Origin of the sequence: Agrococcus carbonis (assembly GCF_900104705.1) — a bacterium.
GTDB lineage: Bacteria > Actinomycetota > Actinomycetes > Actinomycetales > Microbacteriaceae > Agrococcus > Agrococcus carbonis.
In genome coordinates this window covers 736,123-757,849 of record NZ_LT629734.1, presented here as the reverse complement: position 1 = coordinate 757,849, position 21,727 = coordinate 736,123, and the positions used below count along the sequence as shown (strand labels likewise).

The following is a 21,727-nucleotide window of genomic DNA, read 5'->3' as shown; positions in this document are numbered from 1 at the left end:
GGGGTATCGTGTCGAGGGTTCGCCGGTCTAGGCTCCCGCCATGCTCATCGTCGCCTGCCTCGCCGCGGTGCTCGCGGCCGCCGTGCACGGGTGGATCTTCGTGCTCGAGACGCTGCGCTGGGAGGCCGACGCGACGAGGCGCATCTTCGGCACGAGCCGGGAGCAGGCCGCCGCGTCCAGGCAGCTCGCCGCCAACCAGGGCGTCTACAACCTGCTGCTCGGCGTCGCCGCGCTCGTTGGGGTCGCGGTCGTGCTCGCGGGGTCGACGGATGCGGGCCTCGCGGTCGCGCTCACGGCGTGCGCCGTGATGCTCGGCGCGGCCGCGTACCTCGTGGGGAGCGATCGCCGCAAGCTCCGCCCGGCGCTCGTACAGGGCGTCCCGCCGCTCGTCGCGCTCGTCACGGGGGCGGCGGCGCTCGCAGCCTGAGCCCGCCGGAGGCTACGCCCGCCGGATCATGCGCGCGACGAGGCGCTCGAACGACGCGTCGACGTCGGTCGGCAGCCCGAAGCCGCCGGCCGCCTCGAGGGTCGCGAAGCCGTGCGCGACGGCGCGCAGGCCGCGCAGCTCGTGGATCGCGGCATCGTCGAGCTCACCGAGCTCCACCGGCTCGCCCTGCACGCCCGCGTCGCCCGCGACCGCGCGAGCGGCGATCGTCAGCACGCGGTCTGCCGCCCGGGTGAGCGCGGGGTGCTCACCGGCCCGGACGGGCAGCCAGCGGTAGCGCGCGGGGTGCCGCACCGCGAACGACCGGTAGGCGCGCAGGAACGCGACCACGGCATCCGCCCCCTGCCGACCCTCGATCGCCGCCTCGACGGCATCGCCGAGCTCGTCGTAGACGCGCGCGGCGACGAGCGCCTCGAGCTCGGGCAGGCCCGCGACGTGCTTGTAGAGCGAGGGCGGCTTGACCCCGGCGCGGGCCGCGACGGCGCCGAGCGAGAGCGGGGCGCCGCCGGTCGCATCGAGCTCGGCGAGCGCGAGGTCGACGACCGCTGCGGGCGAGAGGCCGGCCCTAGGCACGGTCGCCCACCGGCCAGCCGACCTGCCGCGCGAGCGCGAGCACGGCGTCGGCCACGTCGCGCGGCCGCTCGCTGTGCGGGTAGTGGCCCGCGCCGGGCACCATGCGCACCGCGACGGAGGCACCCGCCGCTGCTGCCGCATCCGCGTAGGCCTGCGCCTCGGCTGCGGGATCGCGGAAGTCGGGATCGCGCTCGCCCATCACGACGACGACCGGCGCGCTCTGGCGGCGGCGGGCGCCGGTCGCGTCCTTCGTCGAGCCGTCGGCCATCGCGACGATCGCCTCGGTGCCGCGCGGGCGGCGGAGCGCGTCGACGATGCGCCGACGGTGCTCGGCGAGGTCGGCCGGCGGCGTGCGGTGCAGCGATCGGTAGAAGAGCGACCACAGCAGCGGCGTGCCCGCGACGAGCCTCGTGAGGGCGCGCATCAGCGGGCCCTGCTGCGGCGCGGTGGCCCACGGTCCGATCGCGACGGCGCCGACGACCTGCTGCGGCGCGAGCTGGGTGGCGAGCAGCGCGCTGTCGGGGGTGAAGGAGTGGCCGACGACGATCGCCGGGCCGCCGAGCCGCTCGACGAGCGCGACGGCCGCATCGGCGATCCCGCGCTGCCCGACGGGCTCGGGGGAGATCCCGGAGTCGCCGTGGCCCGGCAGGTCGAGCGCGGCGACCCGCAGGCCGTGCTCGACGAGCAGCGGCGCGAGGTGGCGGTAGGCGCTGCGTACGTCGCCCATGCCCGGCAGGCAGACGACGAGCGGGGCGCCCGCGGGGCCGGCGACGTCGTACGCGAGCTCGACGCCGTCGACGACGAGTCGGTCAGATGCGGTGATCATGCTCCGAGGCTAACGGCGTTAGCCGTGTCGCGTCAAGGAGGGGGGGGGCTCGCGACGCATCCGTCCCCCCAACGCATCCGCCATTGCGCCGGCCGAGGGTGGTCACGACGCGCCGTGCGACGGTGCGGCCGCCCGGCGTGTCGTGACCACCCCAGCGGTCGCGGGCGGCGTGTCGTGACCACCTGAGGGGTGCGCTGGCGACCGGCCGCCGCTGGCGGCCGGCGCTCAGTAGGAGTCGGTGTCGGCGCGCGTCGCCTTCAGCCGCGCGACGGCCTCCTCCGAGCCGCGCGCCATCAGCGTCACGTCGGCCGAGACGAAGACGAAGGATGCGCCGCGCGCGATGCAGCGGTCGGCGTCCGCGGGCGCGAAGGCGTTGACGCCGACGGGCTTGCCGGCCGAGCGCACGGCGTCGATCGTCGCGTCGACGACGTCGATCACGGCCTGCTCCGACGGGCGGCCCGGGAAGCCCATCGATCCGGCGAGGTCGGCCGGCCCGATGAAGACCGCGTCCACGCCGTCGACGGCGGCGATCTCCGCGGCGTTCGCCGCCGCATCCGCCGTCTCGATCTGCACCGTCACCGACACGTGGGCATCGGCGCCCTGCACGTAGCCGGCGATGCGGCCCCAGCGCGACGAGCGGGCGAGCGCCGAGCCGATGCCGCGGCCGCCCTCGCGCTCGCCGGGTCCGCCGGGGTAGCGGGCGGCGCGCACGGCGGCGCGGGCCTCCTCGGCGTCCGAGATCATCGGCACGAGCACGTTCTCGGCGCCCAGGTCGAGCACCTGCTTGATCACGACGGGGTCGTTCCACGGCACCCGCACGATCGTCGTCACGGGGTAGGCGGCCGCGGCCTGCAGGATGGGCAGCATCTCCGACAGCGAGATGGGCCCGTGCTCGCCGTCGACGAGCAGCAGGTCGGCGCCCGAGCCCGCCATGATCTCGGCGGCGACGGCGCTGCCGGATGCGTTCCACAGCCCCACGAGCGGGGCGTCGGCCGCGGCGAGCGCCTCGCGGAGGGTCGTCATCGGAACGTCACCTCGACCGTGCCCATGTCCTGGTACTCGGCGCGCACGACGTCGCCCGGCCGCACCCACACCGGGCGCGTGAACGAGCCGGCGAGGATGAGCTCGCCCGCCTCGAGGCGGTCGCCGTGCTGCGCGAGCTTGCCCGCGAGCCACGCGACGCCGTGCGCGGGGTTGCCGAGCACGCCGCCCGAGACGCCCGTCTCGATGATCTCGTCGTTGACGAGGCACATCGCGCCGATCCACGACAGGTCGCGGTCGCGCGGCCCGATCTCGACATCGCCGACCACGACGGCGCCGAGCGCGGCGTTGTCGCTGATCGTGTCGACGATCGTGCGGCCCTCGAGCTCGATGTGCGAGTCGAGGATCTCGAGCGCCGGCACGACGGTCTCGGTCGCGTCGAGCACCTGCTCGACCGTCAGCCCATCGCCCTCGAGCGGTGCCTTCAGCACGAACGCGAGCTCGACCTCGACGCGCACGTTCGACCACTGCGCGTGCTCGACCGTCTCGCCCGAGCGGTACGCCTGGTCGGCGAAGATCACGCCGTAGTCGGGCTCGGTGATGCCGGTGGCGAACTGCATCGCCTTGCTCGTCAGCCCGATCTTGCGGCCCACGAGTCGTGCGCCGGCCTCCTCGCGGCGCGTGCGCCAGATCCGCTGCACCGCGTACGAGTCCTCGATCGTCGCCGCCGGGAAGCGGGTCGAGATGCGCTCGATCGTGCCGCGCGAGCGGGTCGCCTCGGCGAGCTCGTCGGCGATGCGCGTCACGGTCGCGTCGTCGAGGCCCCGCCCCGGCCGGGCGGCCGGAGCGGGGCGCGTGCCGGTGGGCTCCGTCACAGCTGGTGGCCGATCTTGAACCCCTTCGCCGCCTCGCCGCGGTACGTGCCGTCCTCGTCGCCCGCGCGGGTGTACGAGAAGCCGTCGGCGCCGATCGTCACCTCCATCTCGCTCGAGTCGGTGCGCTCGACGACCTCCTTCGGGTTGCCGTCGAGGTCGAGCACGAGCGACGCCTCGGTGTACCAGGACGGCACGACGGGGTTGCCCCACCAGTCGCGGCGCTGGTTGTCGTGCACGTCCCACGTGATGACGGGGTTGTCGGGGTCGCCGGTCCAGTAGTCCTGGGTGTAGATCTCGACGCGGTGGCCGTCGGGGTCGGTGATGTAGAGGTAGAACGCGTTGGAGACGCCGTGACGGCCCGGTCCGCGCTCGATGTGGTCCGACATCCGCAGCGCGCCGAGCTTGTCGCAGATCTGGATGATGTTGTGCTTCTCGTGCGTCGAGAAGGCGATGTGGTGCATGCGCGGGCCGTTGCCGCCGGTGAGCGCCGTGTCGTGCACGGTGCCCTTGCGGTGCATCCACGCCGCGTAGGTGACGCCCTGGTCGTCCTGGATGTCCTCGGTGACGCGGAAGCCGAGGTCCTCGAGGTACTTGCGGCCGCGCGGCACGTCGGGTGTGACCTGGTTGAAGTGGTCGAGGCGCACGAGCTCGCCCGCCGAGTAGAGGTCGTAGCGCTGGTGCAGCCGCTCGACGTGCTCGGTCGCGTAGAAGAACTCGTAGGGGAAGCCGAGCGGGTCCTCGACGCGCACGCTGTCGCCGAAGCCCTTCTGGAAGCCGTCCTTCCGGCGCTCGGTGCGGCAGCCGAGCTCCTGGTAGTAGGCCTCGGCGCGGTCGACGTCCTCGGGGGTGCGCACGCGGTAGGCGAACGCGGCGACGGCGGCGATCGGGCCCTTCCGCAGCACGAGGTTGTGGTGGATGAACTCCTCGAACGACCGCAGGTAGATCGCCTCGTCGTCCTCCTCGGTCACGTGCATGCCGAGCACGTCGACGTAGAACGCGCGGCTCGCGGCCAGGTCGGTGACCACGAGGTCCATGGCCGCGCAGCGGATGATGTCGGGCGCGGGCACCGTGGGCTTCGGGATCTCGGACGTGGGGATCTCGTTCATGATGGCTTCTCCTTCGAAGGTCGTAGGGTCAGGCGGATGCGCCGAACCGGGCGGTGTGGACGTCGCCGAGCGTGATGTGCACGGCCTGCTGGTCGCTGTAGAAGTCGAGCGAGCGGTAGCCGCCCTCGTGGCCGAGGCCGGAGGCCTTCACACCGCCGAACGGGCTGCGCAGGTCGCGCACGTTGTGGCTGTTGAGCCACACCATGCCGGCTTCGACGCTCTGCGCGAAGAGGTGGGCGCGCTGCAGGTCGCGCGTCCAGATGTAGGCGGCGAGGCCGTAGCGCGTGTTGTTCGCGAGCTCGAGCGCCTCGTCGTCGGAGTCGAACGGGGTGATGGCGACGACTGGGCCGAAGATCTCCTCCTGGAAGATCCGCGCATCCGGTGCGACGTCGGCGAAGACCGTGGGCGCGACGTAGTTGCCCTCCGGCAGCCCCTCGGGGCGGCCGCCGCCGGCGAGCAGGCGGCCCTCCTGCTTGCCGATCTCGACGTAGGACATGACCTTCTCGAAGTGCTCGGGGTGCACGAGCGCGCCGACCTCGGTCTTCGGGTCGTGCGGGTCGCCCACGACGATGTTCTTCGCGCGCTCGGCGTAGCGCTCGACGAACTCGTCGTAGATCGAGCGCTCGACGAGGATGCGGCTGCCGGCGGTGCAGCGCTCGCCGTTGAGCGAGAAGACGCCGAAGAGCGTCGAGTCGATCGCGGCGTCGAGGTCGGCGTCGGCGAAGACGACCGCGGGGCTCTTGCCGCCGAGCTCCATCGAGAGCGCCTTGAGGTGCGGGGCGGCGTTGCCGAAGATGAGCTTGCCCGTCGACGACTCGCCCGTGAACGAGATGAGCGGCACGTCGGGGTGCTTCACGAGCGCGTCGCCCGCGGTCTCGCCGAAGCCGTTGACGAGGTTGAACACGCCCTTGGGCAGTTCGGCCTCCTCGAAGATGCCGGCCCAGAGCGAGGCCGAGAGCGGCGTGAACTCGGCGGGCTTGAGCACGACGGTGCAGCCGGAGGCGAGCGCGGGGCCCAGCTTCCACGACTCGAGCATGAAGGGCGTGTTCCAGGGGGTGATGAGGCCCGCGACGCCCTTCGGCTTGCGGTTGACGTAGTTCACCTGGCTGCCGGGCACCTTGTACGTGTCGTCGCGGCCGGCGACGATGAGGTCGGCGAAGAAGCGGAAGTTCTCGGCCGCGCGCTGCGCCTGGCCGCGCGCCTGCGTGATCGGCAGGCCCGAGTCCCACGACTCGAACTGCGCGAGCTCTTGGTCGCGCGACTCGACGATGTCGGCGATGCGGCTGAGGATGCGCGCGCGCTCGCGGTTCTTCATCCGCGGCCACGGGCCCTCCTCGAACGCGCGCGTCGCGGCGGCAACGGCGAGGTCGATGTCGGCCTGCTTGCCCGACGCCGCGACGGTGTAGTCCTCGTTCGTGACCGGGTTCAGCACGCCGAAGGTGTCGCCGTCGACCGACGGCACGCGCTCGCCGTCGATGTAGTGGGGGATGAGCTCGGGGATGCCTGCGGGCTGCTCGGCCATGGTGGCTCCTTCTGTCGGGTCTGGGTGGCTGTCGGGTCTTGGGTGTCGGCCTGGGTGGCCGGGCCGGGTCTGGTCAGTGCTGGGGATGCGTGCGGTGCAGGAACGCGTCGGGCGTCGCGAGCCGGTGCGCGCGCACGGCGAGCTCGATGCGCCGAGGGTCGGCCCCCTCCTCGATGAGGCCGAGGATCGCGTCGTGCTCGTCGACGGATGCGGTGGCCCGGCCGGGCACGAAGGAGAACGTCGACTGCCGCAGCCGCCCGATGCGCTTCCAGCAGGTGTCGACGATCTCGCGCACGGTCTCGTTCGGGCACACGTCGCTCAAGCGCCGGTGGAACGCCTCGTTGAGCGCCGTGAACTGCATGGGGTCGAACGCGGCGAGCGAGTCGCGCATCCGGCCGTTGATCGCGCGGGCGTCGTCGAGGTCGGACTTCGAGTACAGGCCTGCCGCGAGCGAGATGGCGGCGCCCTCGGCGAACGAGAGGGCCTCCATCGTGTCGTGGTACTGCAGCTCGTCGATCTCGGCGACCTTCGCGCCGACGTTGCGCTCGAAGGTCACGAGCCCCTCGGCCTCGAGGCGGCGGATGGCCTCGCGCACCGGCACGACGCTCATGTCGAGCTCGCGGCCGATCGCGTCGAGCACGAGCCGGAAGCCGGGGGAGTAGGTGCCGTCGACGATGCGGTCGTGCAGCAGGTCGTAGGCGCGCTGCGACTTCGACGGCGCGACGGCGCCGCCGGTCTCGACGACCGCGGCCGCGCGTCTGCGGGCGGGCATCAGGCGCCCGCCTGCTCCTGCGACGCGGCGTACTTCGCGCGCCACTCGGCGTTCATGGGGAAGAGCCCGTCGATGCGCTCGCCGGCGTCGACCTGTGCGGCGATGAACTCCTCGGCGCGCTCCTGCTCGATCGACTCCTCGACGAGCTCGCGCACGAGCGCCGGCGGGATCACGAGCACGCCGTCGCCGTCGGCGACGATGATGTCGCCGGGCTGCACGGTGGCGCCGCCGCACGCGACGGTCTCGTCGTAGCTCCACGGCACGTGCAGCCGCCCGAGCACCGCCGGGTGGCCGCCCGCGTGATAGGTCGGCACCCCGATCTCGGTGACGACGTCGAGGTCGCGCACGCCGCCGTCGGTGACGATGCCGGCCGCGCCGAGGTGACGGGCGCGCAGCGCCAGGATGTCGCCGAGCGTGCCCGAGCGGTTGTCGCCGCGCGCCTCGATGACGACGACGTCGCCCTCGTGCAGGTCGTCGAAGAGCCGCTTCTGGGCGTTGTAGCCGCCGCCGTGGCTCGTGAAGAGGTCTTCGCGGTTGGGCACGTAGCGCAGGGTGCGGGCGGTGCCGACGATGCGCTTGCCGGGCTGCGTGGAGCGCAGGCCGTCGATCGAGACGTTGTTGAGGCCGCGCTTGCGCAGGCCCGACGAGAGGGTCGCGAGCGCGATCGTCGAGAGCTGCGCGCGCAGCTCGTCGTCGAGCACCGGCGCGGACTCGGCGCGGAACTCGTCGATCGGGCGGCCGGATGCGTCGGCCCACTGCTCGGGCGTCGGCTTCGGCTGGGCGGAGTAGGGCGGCAGCTGCTGGTCGCCGACGCGCACGGTGGAGGCGAGGCGGCCGGTGGAGAGGCGCTCGCCGTCGAGGTCCGTCGCGCTCACCTCGACCTCGACCCTCTGGCCGGGACCGAAGGTCGACGCGTTCGCGGGCGTGCCGGTGAGGATGACGTCGCCGGGCTCGAGCGTGACGAGCTGCGACAGGTCGCTCACGATCTGCGCGAGCGAGAAGAGGAGGGTCGAGCTCGAGTCCTCCTGCACGAGCTCGCCGTCGAGCCAGGTGCGCACCTCGATCGACGCCGGGTCGAGGCGCTCGGCGGGCAGCAGCGCGGGGCCGATCGCGGTGAAGCCGTCGCCGCCCTTCGAGCGGATGTTGGAGCCCTTGTCGGCCCAGCGGAGGTCGAAGACCCCGAGGTCGTTCGAGGCCGTGACGTGCGCGACGTGGCCCCACGCATCCGCCTCGTCGATCGCGCGACCGCCCCGGCCGATGACGATCGCGATCTCGCCCTCGAACCCGAAGATCTCGGTGCCTGCGGGCGCGACGACCTCGCCGCCGGTCGTGAGGGAGGTCGCGGGCTTGAGAAAGTAGCCGGGCGCCTCGGGCGTGCGGCCCTTCTGCGCGGCGCGCGCGGCGTAGCCGATGTGCATCGCGAAGACCTTCGGCGGTCGCGCGCCGAGCAGCTGCCAGGCCGCCGTCGCGGCGGCGGGGGCGGTGTCGGTCGTGCTGGCGGCCGTCGAGGGCTGCGTCGATGCATCCATGCGGGCATCGTATACGATTCCGAATCTGGTCTGCAAGGACGTCGACCGGGCCCGTCGACCGGGCTCCCGAACGACCGTCTTGACCGTCGTGCACGAAATCGTATATGTTGCACGGCGAACCAGGATCCATCCCTCGGGTCCCCCTTCTGACAAAGGAGTCAGCGTGTCCCACAGCACGCCAAGCACCACGGCGCGCGAGCGCAACAAGGTGCTCGCAGCCGTCGTCGTCGGCACCACGATCGAGTGGTACGACTTCTTCATCTACGCGTTCATGGCGAACCTCGTGTTCGCCGCGCTGTTCTTCGAGCCGGCCGGCCCCGGGCTCGGCCAGATCTTCTCGCTGCTCACGATCGGCATCTCGTTCCTGTTCCGACCCCTCGGGGCGTTCCTCGCCGGCCACTACGGCGACAAGCTCGGCCGGCGACCGATGCTCGTCATCACGCTGCTCCTCATGGGCGGCGCCACGACGCTCGTCGGCGCGCTGCCCACGTTCGACACCATCGGCGTCATGGCGCCGGTGCTGCTGATCCTGCTGCGCATCCTGCAGGGCCTCTCCGCCGGCGGCGAGTGGGGCGGCGCGGTGCTCATGGCGATCGAGCACGCCCCGGCCAACCGCCGCGGCCTCTACGGCTCGTTCGTGCAGGCCGGCGTGCCGATCGGCATGCTGCTCGCGACCGGCATCCTCGCGGCGATCCGCGCCATCTTCCCCGGCGACGCGTTCCTCGAGGTCGGCTGGCGCATCCCCTTCTTCATCTCGATCATCCTCGTGCTGGTCGGCTTCATCGTGCGCCGCTCGGTCGACGAGTCGCCGGTGTTCCAGGAGATCAAGGAGACCGCGCAGGAGTCGTCGGCGCCGATCGCGCTCGTGTTCAAGAAGTACGGCCTCGTGGTGCTCTTCGCCGCGATGGTCTTCATGGCCAACAACGCCACCGGCTACATGACGACCGGCGGCTACATCCAGGGCCTCGCCTCGCGGCCCGTCGACGGCACGCCTCCCGGGCTGGGCTTCGACCCCGTCGGCGTGCAGCTCGCCGCCTTCGCGGGCTCGCTCTCGTGGCTCGTGTTCACCTTCGTCGCCGGCTGGCTCTCCGACCGCATCGGCCGCAAGCCGCTCTACCTCATCGGGTGGCTCGCGCTCGCGATCGGCATCGTGCCGCTGTTCGTGCTCGTCGAGACCGGTGTCGCGGGCGTCGCGTGGGCGACGATCATCCTGGGTGCGGGCCTCGGCCTCACCTACGGCGCGCAGGCCGCCTGGTACGCCGAGTCCTTCCCGGCGTCGGTGCGCTACTCGGGCGTCTCGATCGCCTACGCGATCGGCGCGGTCATCGGTGGCGCCTTCGCGCCGACCATCGCGCAGGCGCTGCTGCAGGCGACCGGCACGACGTGGGCGATCGTCGGCTACCTGCTCGCGACGGTCGTGATCTCCGTCATCGGCACGCTGCTGATGAAGGACCGCACCGGCGTGCCGCTCTCGATCGAGTTCGAGAAGTCGGGCAAGTGGGACGGCTGGCGTCGCGGCGACGCGTACGAGGAGCTCTCGACGGTCGACGCCGAGGCGAACGCCCGCCGCTGATCGCTCGAGCGCGCTCGCACAGGACGGCCCCCGCTGCGGCGGGGGCCGTCCTCATGCCTGGGCTACGCGACCACCCGGGGGTCGTCGATCGCCGTGCCGCGCTCGTACGGGCCGAAGAACAGGTCGGCGCCGTCCTCGGTGAGCGCGGCGCCCGTCGCCCGCTCGCCGTCGAAGCCGGCGAGCGTCGCGAAGGGCAGGCGGATGCCGGGGTCGTCCGGGTCCGCGATCTCGAGCACCCAGCCGTCGCCGGTGTCGACGAGCGCCGGATCGGCGATCGTCACGCGCAGCATGCCGCCGTGGCCCGTGAGCGTCACCGAGCCGCGGAACGCGAGCGGCGCATCCGCACCCGTCTGCCCCGCCGCATCCGCCGCCGGGAACCGGAAGCCGCCGTCGAGCTCCTCGGCGCCCCCGGCGAGGGTCACCGACCCGTCGGCCATGCCGCGGACGTAGCCGAGCAGCGACGCCTTGATGCCCCACGCGAGCGCGCTCATCGAGCGGCCTCGGGCCAGGGGAGCGAGCGGGCGAAGTCGATGAGGGCCCGCGTGCGCTCGGCGGGCTCGCGCGTGGCGGGCCAGATGACGTCGACGCCGACGGGCGGCACCGCTGGCGCGATCTCGAGCATGACCACACGGTAGCCCTCGTAGCTCGCGTCGTTCGCGGGACGCTGCACGAGGATCCCGTAGCCGAGCCCGCGGCCGACGAGCGTGCGCACGGCCTCGTAGCTCTGCACACGGTGGCGGATGCGGGGCGTGAGCCCGCGCGCGGCGAAGAGCGAGAGCGTGTGCTCGCTCGAGGGCGGCGCGTCGAGCAGGATCAGGTCGCGCTCGGCGAGCTCCTCGAGCCGCACGGATCCGTCGTCCGCGAGCGGGTCGTCGGCCGCGACGACGACGTGCGCGGGGAGGGAGAAGAGCCGCGCGCGCCGCGGCTGGCCCGGCACGAGCGTGTCGTAGACGAACGCGACGTCGACCTGGCCCGACTCGAGCCGGCCCTCGAGGCGGTCGTGCGTCGCCTCAAGGATGTCGAGCTCGACGCGCGGGTGCGCGCGGCCGAAGCGCTGCAGCAGCGGCGGCAGCACGGTCGGCGCGAGCGTGGGGTAGCAGCCGATCGTGATCGGGCCGACGAGCTCGCCCGGCTCGCCCCGCAGCGAGGCCTCGAGCTCGCGCGCATCCGCGAGCAGAGCGCGGGCGCGGGCGACGACCTCGGCGCCGGTGGTCGTGAGCGTGAGGCCGCGTGCGCGCCGGCGCACGGTGAGCTGCGCGTCGAGCGCGCGCTCGAGCTCGCTCAGCGCGTCGGAGACCGCGGACGACGAGACGTGCAGGCGCGCGGCGGCGCCGGCGACCGTGCCCTCGTCGGCGGCGCACACGAGGAACGAGAGCTGCCGGAGGGTGAATCCCGGCGCGTCGAGCGCATCCATCCGCTTCTCCGGTTCTGTCGACGAACTTCTCGCGAGCAATCCGCTTATCCAGCGTAAGCGGATGCGGGACGATCAGGGGACTGCCGACCACGAGGAAGTGCCATGCAGCGCAACGAAGCACCCGTCGCCGACTGGGTCACCATCCCCGACCTCTACCGTGATCCCTTCCCGATCTACGAGCGCCTGCGCGCCGAGGGCGGCGTGCACTGGGTGCCGCAGGTGGGGCGCTACCTCATCACCTCGTACGCGGCCGTGCACGAGACCGAGCTCGACCAGCAGACGTTCTCGGCCAACGAGCAGGGGTCGCTCCAGATCCGCGCGATGGGGCACTCGATGCTCCGGCGCGACGACCCCGAGCACTACCTCGAGCGCAAGGCGTGGCAGCCGGCGCTCCGCCCCGGCGTCGTCAAGCGCGTCTGGCGCGGCATGTTCGAGCGGAACGCCGAGCGGTACCTCGCCGAGCTCATCGAGCGCGGCCCGGAGGCCGACCTCATCTGGGACTTCGCGGCGCCCTACGCCGCCGAGAGCCTGCGCGAGATCCTCGGCCTGCACAACGTCACGCAGCAGCAGATGCAGCGCTGGTCGCAGACGATGATCGACGCGACCGGGAACTACGCCGACGACCCCGAGGTGTGGGCGAAGGGCAAGCGGTCGTTCGACGAGGTCGACGAGGCGCTCGCCGAGATGCTGCCGTGGCACGCCGCGAACCCGAACGAGTCGCTGCTGTCGCAGCTGTTGCGCATCCCCGACTACGAGATGCCGATCGAGCGCATCCGCGCCAACGTGAAGATGACGATCGGCGGCGGCCTCAACGAGCCGCGCGACGCGCTCGGCGTCGCAGCGTGGGGGCTGCTGACGCACCCCGAGCAGCGGCGCGCGGTCGAGGCCGACCCGAGCCTGTGGCACGCCGCCTTCGACGAGACGCTCCGCTGGGTCGCGCCGATCGGGCTCTACTCGCGGCAGACGACGCGCGAGGTCGAGCTGACCGGCGTGCGGCTGCCGGCCGGAGCCAAGCTCGGCATCTGCATCCTCTCGGCGAACCGCGACGAGCGGGTCTGGGAGGACGCGCACCGCTTCGACGTGCGCCGCGCCGTCAAGCCGCACCTCGCGTTCAGCAAGGGCGTGCACGTGTGCCTCGGCGCGTGGGTCGCCCGCTCGGAGGTCGCCGAGGTCGCGCTGCCGATGCTCTTCGACCGGCTGCAGGGGCTCGAGCTCGACCCCGACCGCGAGACCGAGGTGGGCGGATGGGTCTTCCGCGGCATGCTGCGGATGCCCGTGCGGTGGCAGTCGGTGCGCGCGGGCGCGGCGGCTGCGGCCGCCCCGGCGGCCGGCAGCGCGGCTCCGGGCGCGGCCGGCGCGGCCCTCGCCGCCGGCGGCGGCCCCGAGGCCGCGCTCGCCCCGCGGATCGGCATTGCCGGCTCCGGCCCCGCCGGCTGCTTCACGGCGCAGGCGCTGCGCCGCCGCCTGCCCGGCGCCCACATCGACGTGCTCGACGCGCTGCCGGTGCCCTACGGCCTCGTGCGCTCCGGCGTCGCGGCCGACCACCACGGCACGAAGTCGGTCGCGCGGCAGTTCGACCGCCTCTTCCTGCACGAGGCTGTGCGCTTCCGCGGCAGCCTGCGCATCGGCGACGACGTCGCGCTCGACGAGCTCCGCGCCGCCTACGACGTCGTCGTGCTCGCGACGGGCATGCACGCCGACCGCTCGCTCGGCGTGCCGGGCGACGACCTCGAGGGCGTGCACGGCGCCGGCCGCATCACGCGCCTGCTCAACGCGCATCCCGACGAGGGGGAGGCGCCGTCGCTCGGCGAGCGGGTCGCGATCATCGGCCACGGCAACGTCGCGATGGATGTCGCGCGACTCCTCGCGCGGGACGCCGAGGGGCTCGAGGGCAGCGATGTCGACGACGACGCCCACGCGCGCCTCGCCTCGCGCGTGCGCACGATCCACCTCGTCGGGCGCAGCGGCCCGTCGCAGGCGAAGTTCGACCCCGTCATGGTGCGCGAGCTCGCCGGGCTGCCGGGCGTCGCGCACCGCGTGCACGGCGCCGAGCTCGACGGCGTCGAGCCGGGCAAGGACGCCCGCGCCGACGCCGTGCGCCTCCTGACCGAGCGGGAGGCGCCGGGCGCGCGCGTCGAGGTGCACTGGTGGTTCGGCCACGCGCCCGTGCGGCTCGAGGGCGACGGCGCGGGCGGCGACGGCCCGGGCGGTGACGGTACAGGCGGCGACGGGCCGGGCACGGGCGCCCGCGCCGTCGCGCGCGTCGTGCTGAGGGGCACGGCCGGGGATGCGGTCCTCGACGTCGACGCGGTCGTCACGGCCGTCGGCTTCGCCCCCGACGCCGACAGCCCGAGCACACCCGGCGCGCACCCCGACGGTCGCGTCGAGCCCGGCCTCTACACGGCAGGCTGGCTGCGGCGCGGCCCGCGCGGCACGATCCCCGACCAGCGCACCGACGCTCGCGAGCTCGCGCGCGCGATCGCCGAGGACGTCGAGACCGGCGCCGTCCGCATCGGCGCGCCGGGCCTGCCGGAGCGCGCGGGCGAGACCGACTTCGACGGCTGGCGCCGCATCGAGCTGCGCGAGCAGCTCGGCGCCGCGCCCGGCCGCTCCCGCGCCAAGCTGCGCACCGTCGCCGAGCTGCTCGCCGCGGCCGCCGACGACGGCATCGCGCTGCCCGAGGTGCCTGCCGAGAGCGCCGCGACTGACGGCGGAGTGCCCGTCACGATCCTCTTCGGGACCGAGTCGGGCGGCGCCGAGCTCGTCGCCGAGGAGCTCGCGCGTAGCCTCGGCGATCGCGCCGACGTCGTGGTGCGCGACCTCGCCGATGCGGCCCCGGGCGACCTCGACGCATCCCGCCTGCACCTCATCGTGTGCGCGACCTACGGCGACGGCGAGGTGCCGACGTCGGCGAGGCCGTTCCACGAGGCGCTGCTCGCGGAGCGGCCCGACCTCGCGGGGCTGCGGTACGCCGTGTTCGGCATGGGCGACCGAAGCTACACGAAGACGTACTCGCGCGGCTCGGAGCTCATCGACGAGGCGCTCGCGGCCGCGGGCGCCGAGCGGCTGGGCGAGTACGGCCGGCACGACGCCGGCGGCCCGGTGCCGGCGACGGAGGCCGCCGCGGACTGGGCGGCAGCCGTCCTCGCCGACGCGGCGGCGCCCATCCCGACCCCCTGACGCGCCGCCCGGCTAGCCCGCGAAGCCGGGCCGGGCGGTCTCAGGCCTGCTCCGCCTCCTCGATCGCGCGCTTCGTGAGGCGCTTGACGCGGGCCCGGCGCTTCGGGCGGTCGGGGATCATCGAGCGCATCTCCTCGAGGCGCCCGAAGCACAGCAGGCGATCCTCGGCCTCGAGCACCTCGCTGCCCTTCGGGTTCGGGATGACGGCGGTGCCGCGGTGCAGCGTGAGCACGGTGATGTCGCGCTCGCGCAGGCCCGACTGGCGCAGCGTGCGGCCGACGAGGTCGGCGTCGCCGTGCACGACGAGCTCGGCGACGCCGAAGCCGGTCGAGACGCTCAGCCGCTCGCGCACGTCGATCTCGGGGAACGCGACCTGGCCCGCGATGTGGTCGATGATCGCGCCCGCGACGTCGAGGCGCGTCGCCGTCTCGATGCCCTCGAGGCCGGGGGAGGAGTTGACCTCCATCACGAGCGGGCCGTCGTTGCCCTCGAGCATGTCGACGCCCGCGACCTTGAGACCCATGATCTGCGCGGAGCGCACCGCGACGCGCTCGAACTCGGGGTCGAGCGTGACCGGCTCGACGCTGCCGCCGCGGTGCACGTTCGAGCGGAACTCGTCGCCGCTCGCGACGCGGCGCATCGCGGCGACGACGCGGTCGCCGACGACGAGCGCGCGGATGTCGCGGCCCTTGCTCTCGGCGACGAAGCGCTGGATGAGCACCTGCTGCCTGGTCGACTGCAGCGTCTCGATGATCGCCTCGGCCACCTTGATCGTGGGCGCGAGGATGACGCCGATGCCCTGCGTGCCCTCGAGGAGCTTGAGCACGACGGGGGCGCCGCCGACCCGCTCGATCGCGGGGATCACGTCGGCGCGGTCGCGCACGAACGTCGTCGCGGGCATGCCGATGTCGTGCCGGGCGAGGATCTGCGTCGCCCGCAGCTTGTCGCGCGAGTTCGCGATGCCGTTCGCGGTGTTGGGCGTGTAGACGTCCATCTGCTCGAACTGCCGCACGACGGCCGTGCCGAAGTACGTGATCGAGTTGCCGATGCGCGGCAGGATCGCGTCGTAGTCGCGCAGCTGCCGCCCGCGGAACTGCAGATCCGGGGCATCGCCCGAGAGGTCGATCGCGAACCGCAGGGTGTTGAGCACCTTGACGTCGTGGCCGCGCTCGACGGCCGCGGCGCGCAGGCGGCGCGTGCTGTACGCGCGCGGAGCACGCGAGAGGATGGCGAGCCTCATCGGGCTGCACCTGCCTTTCCTGGTTGGATGGCCGCATGGGCGGAGACCATCCTGGCAGGCCGGAGGTGGCGGGCTGGCGCGAGTGGGTCGGTCTGCCCGACCTCGGCATCGCGCACGTGAAGGCCAAGCTCGACACCGGCGCGCGGTCGAGCGCGCTCCACGCGTTCGCGATCGAGGAGTTCGCGCGCGACGGCGCCGATTGGGTGCGCTTCTCGGTGCACCCGTGGCAGCGCTCCGACGACGACGCCGTGCCCGTCGAGTGGCCCGTGCACGACCGGCGCCTCATCCGCTCGTCGACCGGCCACGAGCAGGAGCGCATCGTCATCCGCACCGCCATCGCCCTGCTCGGGCGCCCGATCACGACCGAGGTGACCCTCGCGCGGCGCGACGAGATGGGGTTCCGGATGCTCGTGGGCCGTGAGGCGCTGCGCCAGGGCTTCGTGGTCGACTCGGCCCGCTCCTACCGGGGCGGCCGGCCCGAGCGCTCGGTGCGCCTGCGCAACCGGGGGCGCCACGCAGGTCACGAGCGCTGATGCGGGAGTCCTTCGCGATCGGCGGGGTGCGGGTGCGCGCCGGCCAGTCGAAGAGCGTCGAGCTGCCGATCGCGCGGCTCGTGACGGGCGGCGACGTCTCGCTGCCGGTGCGCGTCGTGCACGGCCGCGAGCCGGGGCCCGTCGTCTGGCTCGACGCCGCGGTGCACGGCGACGAGGTCGTCGGCGTCGAGGTCATCCGGCAGGTGCTCGCCGCGGTGTCGCCGAAGGCCCTGCGCGGCACGCTGCTCGCGGTGCCGGTCGTCAACGTGCTCGGCTTCATGACGGGCGATCGCTACCTGCCCGACCGCCGCGACCTCAACCGCTCGTTCCCGGGCTCGGCGCGCGGCTCGCTCGCGAGCCGCATCGCCCACCTGCTCATGACCGAGGTCGTCGCGCGCTGCGACGTCGGGATCGACCTCCACACCGGCTCCGACCGCCGCGACAACCTGCCCCAGATCCGCGCCGACCTCGATCACCCCGAGACCCGCAGGCTCGCGGCCGCGTTCGGCGCGCCGGTCATGCTGCACGCACGGCTGCGCGACGGGTCGCTCCGGCAGGCGGCGAACGAGGCGGGCGCCATCGCGCTGCTGTACGAGGCGGGCGAGGCGCTGCGCCTCGAGGAGGAGCCGATCGACGCGGGCGTCACCGGAGCCCTCCGCGTGCTCGCCGCGCTCGACATGCTCGACGAGCGGCCGCACGACGACCCGCCGCCCGTCGAGTGCCGCACGAGCGGCTGGGTGCGCTCGCGCGGCTCGGGCATCCTGCACCTCGAGGTGCAGCTCGGCGACCGCGTCGTCGCCGGCGCGCGCCTCGGCCGGGTCGCCGACGCGCTCGGCACCGGCGGCCGCATCGTGCGCGCCGACCGCGACGGCATCGTCATCGGGCTCACGCGCGCGCCGATCGTGCACGCGGGGGATGCGGTGGCGCACATCGCCGAGCCGGTGGCCGCGGCGGCGGCCGGTGCCGTCGGGGACGGCGTCGACGACGCACCCGAGCCCGGGTCGGAGCCCGCACCGATCAGCTGACGAGCGCGATCCCGCCCGTCACGATGAGCGCGATCCCGCCCGCGATCGAGAGCCCGATGATCGCCCACCGCACGACCTCGCGGTTCACGAGGTGCGCGAGCCGGTCGCCGAGCAGCACGCCGGCGACGACGGGCACGGCGACGACGAGCCACGCCCACAGCGGCCAGTCGGGGGCGCCCTCCGGCGCGACGAACGGCCGCACGGCGACGATGATGCCGCTCACGAGCGCCCAGAACGGCTGCATCGTGGCGACGAACGTGCGGTCGTGCCAGTGCGAGACGAGCGAGTAGAGGCCGACGATCGGCGCGCCCATGCCGACGCTCGCGTTGAGCACCCCGATCGCCGACCCAGCCGCGATCCGCACGCCCGGGCCGTCGACGCGCCGCGCGCTGCGGGTGATGAGCATCGTCACGAGCACTCCCGCGACGGCGATGACGCCCACGACCACGCGCAGCAGGTCGGTGTCGAGCGCCTTCGCGAGCAGCAGCCCAGGGATCATGAGCGCGACCGCCGGCACGAGCAGCCACAGCAGCCGCCGCCAGTCGATGTCGTGCCACACGCGCGGCAGGATGACGAGGCACGCGATCGCGCCGTAGAGGTTGACCACGAGCACCGCGGCGAGGGGGCCCGCGACGAGCGCGACCGCGGGCGTCACGACGAGCCCCCAGCCCATGCCGATCATCCGCTGGCCCGCGGCGCCGATGAGCACCGCGACGAGCGCGACGACGAACGAGAGCAGGTCCACGGGTCAGCGCAGGTCGGCCTCGATGGCCCGGGCGCTCCGCTGCACCGCGGCGCCGAGCGCCTCGGTGTCGGGCTCGCCGACCGTGACCACGGCGACCGACGCATCCGTCGTGCCGCGCGCGCTGATCGGCGCCGCGACCGAGGTGAGGCCCTGGATCACCTCGTTCGCGCTCACCGCGAAGCCCCGCTCGCGCAGCCGCGCGACCTCGGGGTGCATCGGGCCGTCGTGGCCGAGCTCGCGCCACGCCGCCTCGCTCAGCAGCGCCTGCAGCGCGATGCCGGCGGCGCCGAGCGCGATGGGGTGGCGGTGCCCGGGGTGCTGGGCGACGGATGCGTTGACGCCGCGGGGCACGGCCGTCACGAGGGTGACGGCGTCGTCGCCGTCGCGCACCGCGAGGAACGCCGTGGCGCCCACGTCGTCGGCGAGCCGCTGCAGGTGCGGCATCGCGGCGGACTGCAGGTCGTGCTCGACGTCGCGCGCGAGGATGACGAGCTGCGGCCCGAGCGAGAGCCGGCCGCCGCCGTCGCGCACGACGAGCCGGTGCTCCTCGAGCGTGCGCACGAGGCGGTAGGCGACCGAGCGGTGCACGCCGAGCAGGTCGGCGAGCGACTGGATCGTCTGGCTGCCGTGGTCGGCGAGCAGCGCGAGCGCGGTGAGGCCGCGCGAGAGCGTCTGCGAGCCGGCAGCCTCCGGGCGCGGGACCGGTTCGCGCGCCTCGGCGCCCTGGGTCGTCGGCATCGTCGCTCGCTCTCCCCGCATCCGCTCGGACGCGTCAGCGCCAGCATAGTGAACGCCGCGTTCAGCTATCGGATGCGCGGCTCATGCCCCCTCACGCCGGCGCGAGCAGCCCCGCGACGCCCGTGCCGATGACGGCGACGCCGCCCGCGACCGAGAGCACGACGATCGCGGCGCGGGCCGCACGCGCGGGCACGCGGTGCGCGATGCGGTGCGCGAGCACCGTGCCGAACGCCGCTGCGAGCGACGCGCCGCCCCACGCCCACCAGGGCCAGTCGGGGAAGCCGTCGGGCACGAGCAGCTGCCGCTCGGCGAGCGTCACGAGGTTCAGCACGACCCAGAACGGCTGCATCGTCGCGGCGAGCACGCGCGGATCCCAGCGGCTCACGAGCGCGTAGACGCCCACGAGCGGCGCGCCGACGCCGACCGCCGCGTTGAAGCCGCCGATCGCGAGCCCCGAGGCGACGCGCGTGGCCGGGCCGTCGAGCGTGTGCGCGGTGCGGGTGAAGGCGACCGAGACCAGCACGCCCGCGATCGTGACGACCCCGACCGCGATGCGCAGCGCATCCGCCGGCACCGCAGGCGCGAGCAGCAGCCCCGCGATGCTCGCGGGGACCGCGGGCACGAGCAGCCACAGCATGCGGCGCCAGTCGACGTCGCGCCACACCCCCGGCAGCATGAGCCCGCACGCGACGACCGCGAAGATGCAGTTGAGCGGCACCGCGGCGATCGGCCCCGCGACGATCGCCGACACCGGCCCCATGACGAGGCCGAAGCCGAGCCCGATGACGCGCTGCGCGACGGTCGCGACGAAGAGTGCCGCTGCGTAGAGCAGCAGCGTGACGGGATCGATCAGAACTCGATCGCGTCGCCGGGGGAGAGGCGGTGGTGCTCGCCGCCGACCGCCTCGACCGACGCCTGGATGCGCGCGTGCGCGAGGTTCAGGCCCATCGGCGACAGCGGCGCGTCGTGCACCGCGAAGGTCATCTTCGGCGCGACGACGGTCACGAAGTCCATGACCTCGCCGATCTTGAGCCAGGGCGCGCCCGCGGGCACCGCGAGCAGCTCGACGGGCACGTCGGGCGTCGCGTACGAGTCGCCCGGGTAGTAGATGCGCTCGTTGACGAGCACGCCGAGGTTGTCGACGCGCGGGATCGAGCGGTGGATCTCGGCGTGCTCGCCGCCGAAGAAGCGCAGGCGGAAGGGGCCGGCGGTCACCCGCTCGCCGGCCGCGACGACGGTGATGTCGAAGTCCTCGGCGGCAGCGGCGACGCCGGCGGGCCCGTAGATCGGCACGGTGGGGTTCGCCGCGCGCAGCGTCGCGAGGTGCTCGGCGTCCCAGTGGTCGGCGTGCTCGTGCGTGATGACGATCGCGACGAGGCCCGGCGCCGAGACGGGGCCGGTCTGGTTGCCCGGGTCGATGACGAGCTGCTGCCCCTCGTCGTCGAGGATCAGGCACGCGTGCTCTCGCTTCGTCACTCGCATGCGCTCCACGATAGGCGAGGCCGGTCGGTCGGGGCGAGTCCTGCCGAGCCGTAGGCTCGCTCCGTGCACGTCGTGGTCGCCTCGAACCCCACCGCGCGCTTCGGGCGCTCCCAGGCGATCGGGGCGCTCGTCGCCGCGCGCATCGCCGACCTCGGGCACGTCGTGCAGCACATCGTCGCCGCCGACTACGCCGGCCTGCTCGAGCAGACGCGCTTCGCGATGATCCAGGCGGATGCGCTCGTGGTCGTCGGCGGGGACGGGATGGTGCACCTGGGCGTCAACATCGTCGGCGGCACGTCGAAGCGCCTGCTCGTCGTGCCCGCCGGCAGCGGCAACGACTTCGCGGCCGGCCTCGGGCTCGGGTCGACCGACGAGGTGCTCGCCGGGCTCGAGGCGATGCTCGCGAGCGAGCCCGACCGCGTCGACCTCATCCGCATCGAGCACCCCGACGGCGTGGCGCTCGCGGCCGGCATCGTGTCGGTCGGCTTCGACGCCGACGTCAACGTGCGCTCCTTCTCGCTCGCGCGCGTGCCGGCGCGGCTGCGCTACCAGGCGGCGATCGCGGCGACCCTGCTGCGGCCGAAGCACCGCACGTTCCGCGTGCGGCTCGACGGCGGGCCCGAGCGCACCTGGCGCACCCTCATCGCGGCGATCGCCAACCACCGCACGTTCGGCGGCGGCATCCCCATCGCCCCCGGCGCCGACAACCGCGACGGCCGGCTGACGGCCGTCTTCGCCGACGAGCTCTCCTACCCGCGGTTCCTCTGGCTGCTCGGCAAGGCGCTCCGCGGCCGTCACGTCGGCGACCGGCGCGTGCACGTCGCGGAGTGCCAGGTGGCGGAGATCGCGAGCGACGAGACGGTCATCGTGTGCGCCGACGGCGAGATCGTCGGGCGGCTGCCGGTGCGCTGCAGCGTCATGCCCGGCGCCCTGCAGGTGCTCCGGATGCCCTGATCCGGCGGGTGCCCCGGCTCGATTTGGCGCACGGCCCGAGCGTGTGTCAGAATATCCAGGTTGCAAACGCAAGGATGCGACAAGGCCCCATCGTATAGCGGCCTAGTACGCCGCCCTCTCACGGCGGTAACGCGGGTTCGAATCCCGCTGGGGTCACGACAGAGCCCCCGGTCCCAGGACCGGGGGCTCTTCGCGTTCCCGCGCGCGCCGCGGC

General features: G+C 73.7%; 21 protein-coding genes and 1 tRNA gene. 7 read left to right on the top strand and 15 right to left on the bottom strand.

Annotated elements, in window-relative coordinates:
* Positions 1–40: 40 nt before the first annotated feature.
* Complete coding sequence (locus tag BLT67_RS03695; RefSeq protein WP_092665770.1) at positions 41–427, top strand: DUF1304 domain-containing protein; 387 nt, start codon at positions 41–43, stop codon at positions 425–427.
* Between the two features lie 12 nt (positions 428–439).
* Here the strand turns inward: BLT67_RS03695 and BLT67_RS03690 are convergent, their stop codons facing one another.
* From BLT67_RS03690 to BLT67_RS03655, 8 genes are all read right to left on the bottom strand, one after another.
* Positions 440–1,018, bottom strand: a complete 579-nt coding sequence (locus tag BLT67_RS03690) for a TetR/AcrR family transcriptional regulator (protein WP_092665769.1) — start codon at positions 1,016–1,018, stop codon at positions 440–442.
* A complete protein-coding gene (locus BLT67_RS03685; protein ID WP_092665768.1) occupies positions 1,011–1,844 on the bottom strand; it encodes an alpha/beta fold hydrolase in 834 nt (277 codons plus the stop codon). The genes BLT67_RS03690 and BLT67_RS03685 overlap by 8 nt, the downstream gene beginning before the upstream one ends.
* Positions 1,845–2,069: 225 nt before the next feature.
* Positions 2,070–2,867 (bottom strand): HpcH/HpaI aldolase family protein, encoded by a 798-nt coding sequence (locus tag BLT67_RS03680; protein ID WP_092665767.1) that lies wholly within the window; start codon positions 2,865–2,867, stop codon positions 2,070–2,072.
* A complete protein-coding gene (locus BLT67_RS03675; RefSeq protein ID WP_172801975.1) occupies positions 2,864–3,700 on the bottom strand; it encodes a 2-keto-4-pentenoate hydratase in 837 nt (278 codons plus the stop codon). The genes BLT67_RS03680 and BLT67_RS03675 overlap by 4 nt, the downstream gene beginning before the upstream one ends.
* Positions 3,697–4,806 (bottom strand): 3,4-dihydroxyphenylacetate 2,3-dioxygenase, encoded by a 1,110-nt coding sequence (hpaD, locus tag BLT67_RS03670; RefSeq protein WP_092665766.1) that lies wholly within the window; start codon positions 4,804–4,806, stop codon positions 3,697–3,699. The genes BLT67_RS03675 and hpaD overlap by 4 nt, the downstream gene beginning before the upstream one ends.
* 28 nt (positions 4,807–4,834) lie before the next feature.
* Complete coding sequence (gene hpaE / locus BLT67_RS03665; RefSeq protein ID WP_092665765.1) at positions 4,835–6,328, bottom strand: 5-carboxymethyl-2-hydroxymuconate semialdehyde dehydrogenase; 1,494 nt, start codon at positions 6,326–6,328, stop codon at positions 4,835–4,837.
* 73 nt (positions 6,329–6,401) lie between these two features.
* A complete protein-coding gene (locus BLT67_RS03660; protein WP_092665764.1) occupies positions 6,402–7,100 on the bottom strand; it encodes a GntR family transcriptional regulator in 699 nt (232 codons plus the stop codon).
* Positions 7,100–8,629: a fumarylacetoacetate hydrolase family protein gene (locus BLT67_RS03655; protein ID WP_092665763.1), complete on the bottom strand. Its 1,530-nt coding sequence runs from the start codon at positions 8,627–8,629 to the stop codon at positions 7,100–7,102. Before BLT67_RS03655 ends, BLT67_RS03660 begins: the two co-directional genes overlap by 1 nt.
* 163 nt (positions 8,630–8,792) lie before the next feature.
* On the opposite strand from BLT67_RS03655, the gene BLT67_RS03650 reads away from it, so the two are divergent.
* Positions 8,793–10,202, top strand: coding sequence for an MFS transporter (locus tag BLT67_RS03650; RefSeq protein WP_231945573.1), 1,410 nt, complete (start codon positions 8,793–8,795; stop codon positions 10,200–10,202).
* A 62-nt stretch (positions 10,203–10,264) separates the two neighbouring features.
* On the opposite strand, the gene BLT67_RS03645 is transcribed toward BLT67_RS03650, so the two are convergent.
* Together BLT67_RS03645 and BLT67_RS03640 are read right to left on the bottom strand one after the other, a co-directional pair.
* Positions 10,265–10,693, bottom strand: coding sequence for an HtaA domain-containing protein (locus BLT67_RS03645; protein ID WP_092665761.1), 429 nt, complete (start codon positions 10,691–10,693; stop codon positions 10,265–10,267).
* Positions 10,690–11,616 carry a LysR family transcriptional regulator gene (locus BLT67_RS03640; protein ID WP_092665760.1) on the bottom strand — a complete coding sequence of 309 codons (927 nt, stop codon included), beginning with the start codon at positions 11,614–11,616 and terminating at the stop codon, positions 10,690–10,692. The genes BLT67_RS03645 and BLT67_RS03640 overlap by 4 nt, the downstream gene beginning before the upstream one ends.
* Before the next feature lie 102 nt (positions 11,617–11,718).
* On the opposite strand from BLT67_RS03640, the gene BLT67_RS03635 reads away from it, so the two are divergent.
* Positions 11,719–14,796 (top strand): cytochrome P450, encoded by a 3,078-nt coding sequence (locus BLT67_RS03635; protein ID WP_092665759.1) that lies wholly within the window; start codon positions 11,719–11,721, stop codon positions 14,794–14,796.
* A gap of 40 nt (positions 14,797–14,836) precedes the next feature.
* On the opposite strand, the gene BLT67_RS03630 is transcribed toward BLT67_RS03635, so the two are convergent.
* Positions 14,837–16,036 carry a RimK family alpha-L-glutamate ligase gene (locus tag BLT67_RS03630; protein WP_092665758.1) on the bottom strand — a complete coding sequence of 400 codons (1,200 nt, stop codon included), beginning with the start codon at positions 16,034–16,036 and terminating at the stop codon, positions 14,837–14,839.
* A 35-nt stretch (positions 16,037–16,071) separates the two neighbouring features.
* Here BLT67_RS03630 and BLT67_RS03625 point away from each other — a divergent pair, with 35 nt between their 5' ends.
* Positions 16,072–16,569: an ATP-dependent zinc protease family protein gene (locus BLT67_RS03625; RefSeq protein WP_092665757.1), complete on the top strand. Its 498-nt coding sequence runs from the start codon at positions 16,072–16,074 to the stop codon at positions 16,567–16,569.
* Complete coding sequence (locus tag BLT67_RS03620; protein ID WP_092665756.1) at positions 16,569–17,594, top strand: succinylglutamate desuccinylase/aspartoacylase family protein; 1,026 nt, start codon at positions 16,569–16,571, stop codon at positions 17,592–17,594. The genes BLT67_RS03625 and BLT67_RS03620 overlap by 1 nt, the downstream gene beginning before the upstream one ends.
* Here BLT67_RS03620 and BLT67_RS03615 read toward each other — a convergent pair.
* The 4 genes from BLT67_RS03615 to BLT67_RS03600 all read right to left on the bottom strand — a co-directional run bounded on the left by BLT67_RS03615 (position 17,587) and on the right by BLT67_RS03600 (position 20,559).
* A complete protein-coding gene (locus tag BLT67_RS03615; RefSeq protein ID WP_092665755.1) occupies positions 17,587–18,339 on the bottom strand; it encodes a sulfite exporter TauE/SafE family protein in 753 nt (250 codons plus the stop codon). The two genes, BLT67_RS03620 and BLT67_RS03615, sit on opposite strands and share 8 nt — an antisense overlap.
* A 3-nt stretch (positions 18,340–18,342) precedes the next feature.
* Positions 18,343–19,077 (bottom strand): IclR family transcriptional regulator, encoded by a 735-nt coding sequence (locus tag BLT67_RS03610; RefSeq protein ID WP_092667511.1) that lies wholly within the window; start codon positions 19,075–19,077, stop codon positions 18,343–18,345.
* Positions 19,078–19,168: 91 nt separating this feature from the next.
* Positions 19,169–19,909 carry a sulfite exporter TauE/SafE family protein gene (locus tag BLT67_RS03605; protein ID WP_269456979.1) on the bottom strand — a complete coding sequence of 247 codons (741 nt, stop codon included), beginning with the start codon at positions 19,907–19,909 and terminating at the stop codon, positions 19,169–19,171.
* Between the two features lie 17 nt (positions 19,910–19,926).
* Positions 19,927–20,559, bottom strand: a complete 633-nt coding sequence (locus tag BLT67_RS03600; protein ID WP_092665754.1) for an MBL fold metallo-hydrolase — start codon at positions 20,557–20,559, stop codon at positions 19,927–19,929.
* Between the two features lie 63 nt (positions 20,560–20,622).
* Here BLT67_RS03600 and BLT67_RS03595 point away from each other — a divergent pair, with 63 nt between their 5' ends.
* Positions 20,623–21,513 carry a diacylglycerol/lipid kinase family protein gene (locus tag BLT67_RS03595; RefSeq protein WP_092665753.1) on the top strand — a complete coding sequence of 297 codons (891 nt, stop codon included), beginning with the start codon at positions 20,623–20,625 and terminating at the stop codon, positions 21,511–21,513.
* Positions 21,514–21,596: 83 nt separating this feature from the next.
* Positions 21,597–21,669, top strand: a tRNA-Glu gene (locus BLT67_RS03590).
* Positions 21,670–21,727 lie beyond the last annotated feature (58 nt).

Bases quoted from the DNA above. Each gene is read 5' to 3' on its own strand.
- BLT67_RS03695 (WP_092665770.1), top strand. From the start codon at position 41: ATGCTCATCGTCGCCTGCCTCGCCGCGGTGCTCGCGGCCGCCGTGCAC.
- BLT67_RS03685 (WP_092665768.1), bottom strand. From the start codon at position 1,844: ATGATCACCGCATCTGACCGACTCGTCGTCGACGGCGTCGAGCTCGCG.
- BLT67_RS03680 (WP_092665767.1), bottom strand. From the start codon at position 2,867: ATGACGACCCTCCGCGAGGCGCTCGCCGCGGCCGACGCCCCGCTCGTG.
- hpaD (WP_092665766.1), bottom strand. From the start codon at position 4,806: ATGAACGAGATCCCCACGTCCGAGATCCCGAAGCCCACGGTGCCCGCG.
- hpaE (WP_092665765.1), bottom strand. From the start codon at position 6,328: ATGGCCGAGCAGCCCGCAGGCATCCCCGAGCTCATCCCCCACTACATC.
- BLT67_RS03660 (WP_092665764.1), bottom strand. From the start codon at position 7,100: ATGCCCGCCCGCAGACGCGCGGCCGCGGTCGTCGAGACCGGCGGCGCC.
- BLT67_RS03655 (WP_092665763.1), bottom strand. From the start codon at position 8,629: ATGGATGCATCGACGCAGCCCTCGACGGCCGCCAGCACGACCGACACC.
- BLT67_RS03645 (WP_092665761.1), bottom strand. From the start codon at position 10,693: ATGAGCGCGCTCGCGTGGGGCATCAAGGCGTCGCTGCTCGGCTACGTC.
- BLT67_RS03640 (WP_092665760.1), bottom strand. From the start codon at position 11,616: ATGGATGCGCTCGACGCGCCGGGATTCACCCTCCGGCAGCTCTCGTTC.
- BLT67_RS03635 (WP_092665759.1), top strand. From the start codon at position 11,719: ATGCAGCGCAACGAAGCACCCGTCGCCGACTGGGTCACCATCCCCGAC.
- BLT67_RS03630 (WP_092665758.1), bottom strand. From the start codon at position 16,036: ATGAGGCTCGCCATCCTCTCGCGTGCTCCGCGCGCGTACAGCACGCGC.
- BLT67_RS03625 (WP_092665757.1), top strand. From the start codon at position 16,072: ATGGGCGGAGACCATCCTGGCAGGCCGGAGGTGGCGGGCTGGCGCGAG.
- BLT67_RS03620 (WP_092665756.1), top strand. From the start codon at position 16,569: ATGCGGGAGTCCTTCGCGATCGGCGGGGTGCGGGTGCGCGCCGGCCAG.
- BLT67_RS03610 (WP_092667511.1), bottom strand. From the start codon at position 19,077: ATGCCGACGACCCAGGGCGCCGAGGCGCGCGAACCGGTCCCGCGCCCG.
- BLT67_RS03600 (WP_092665754.1), bottom strand. From the start codon at position 20,559: ATGCGAGTGACGAAGCGAGAGCACGCGTGCCTGATCCTCGACGACGAG.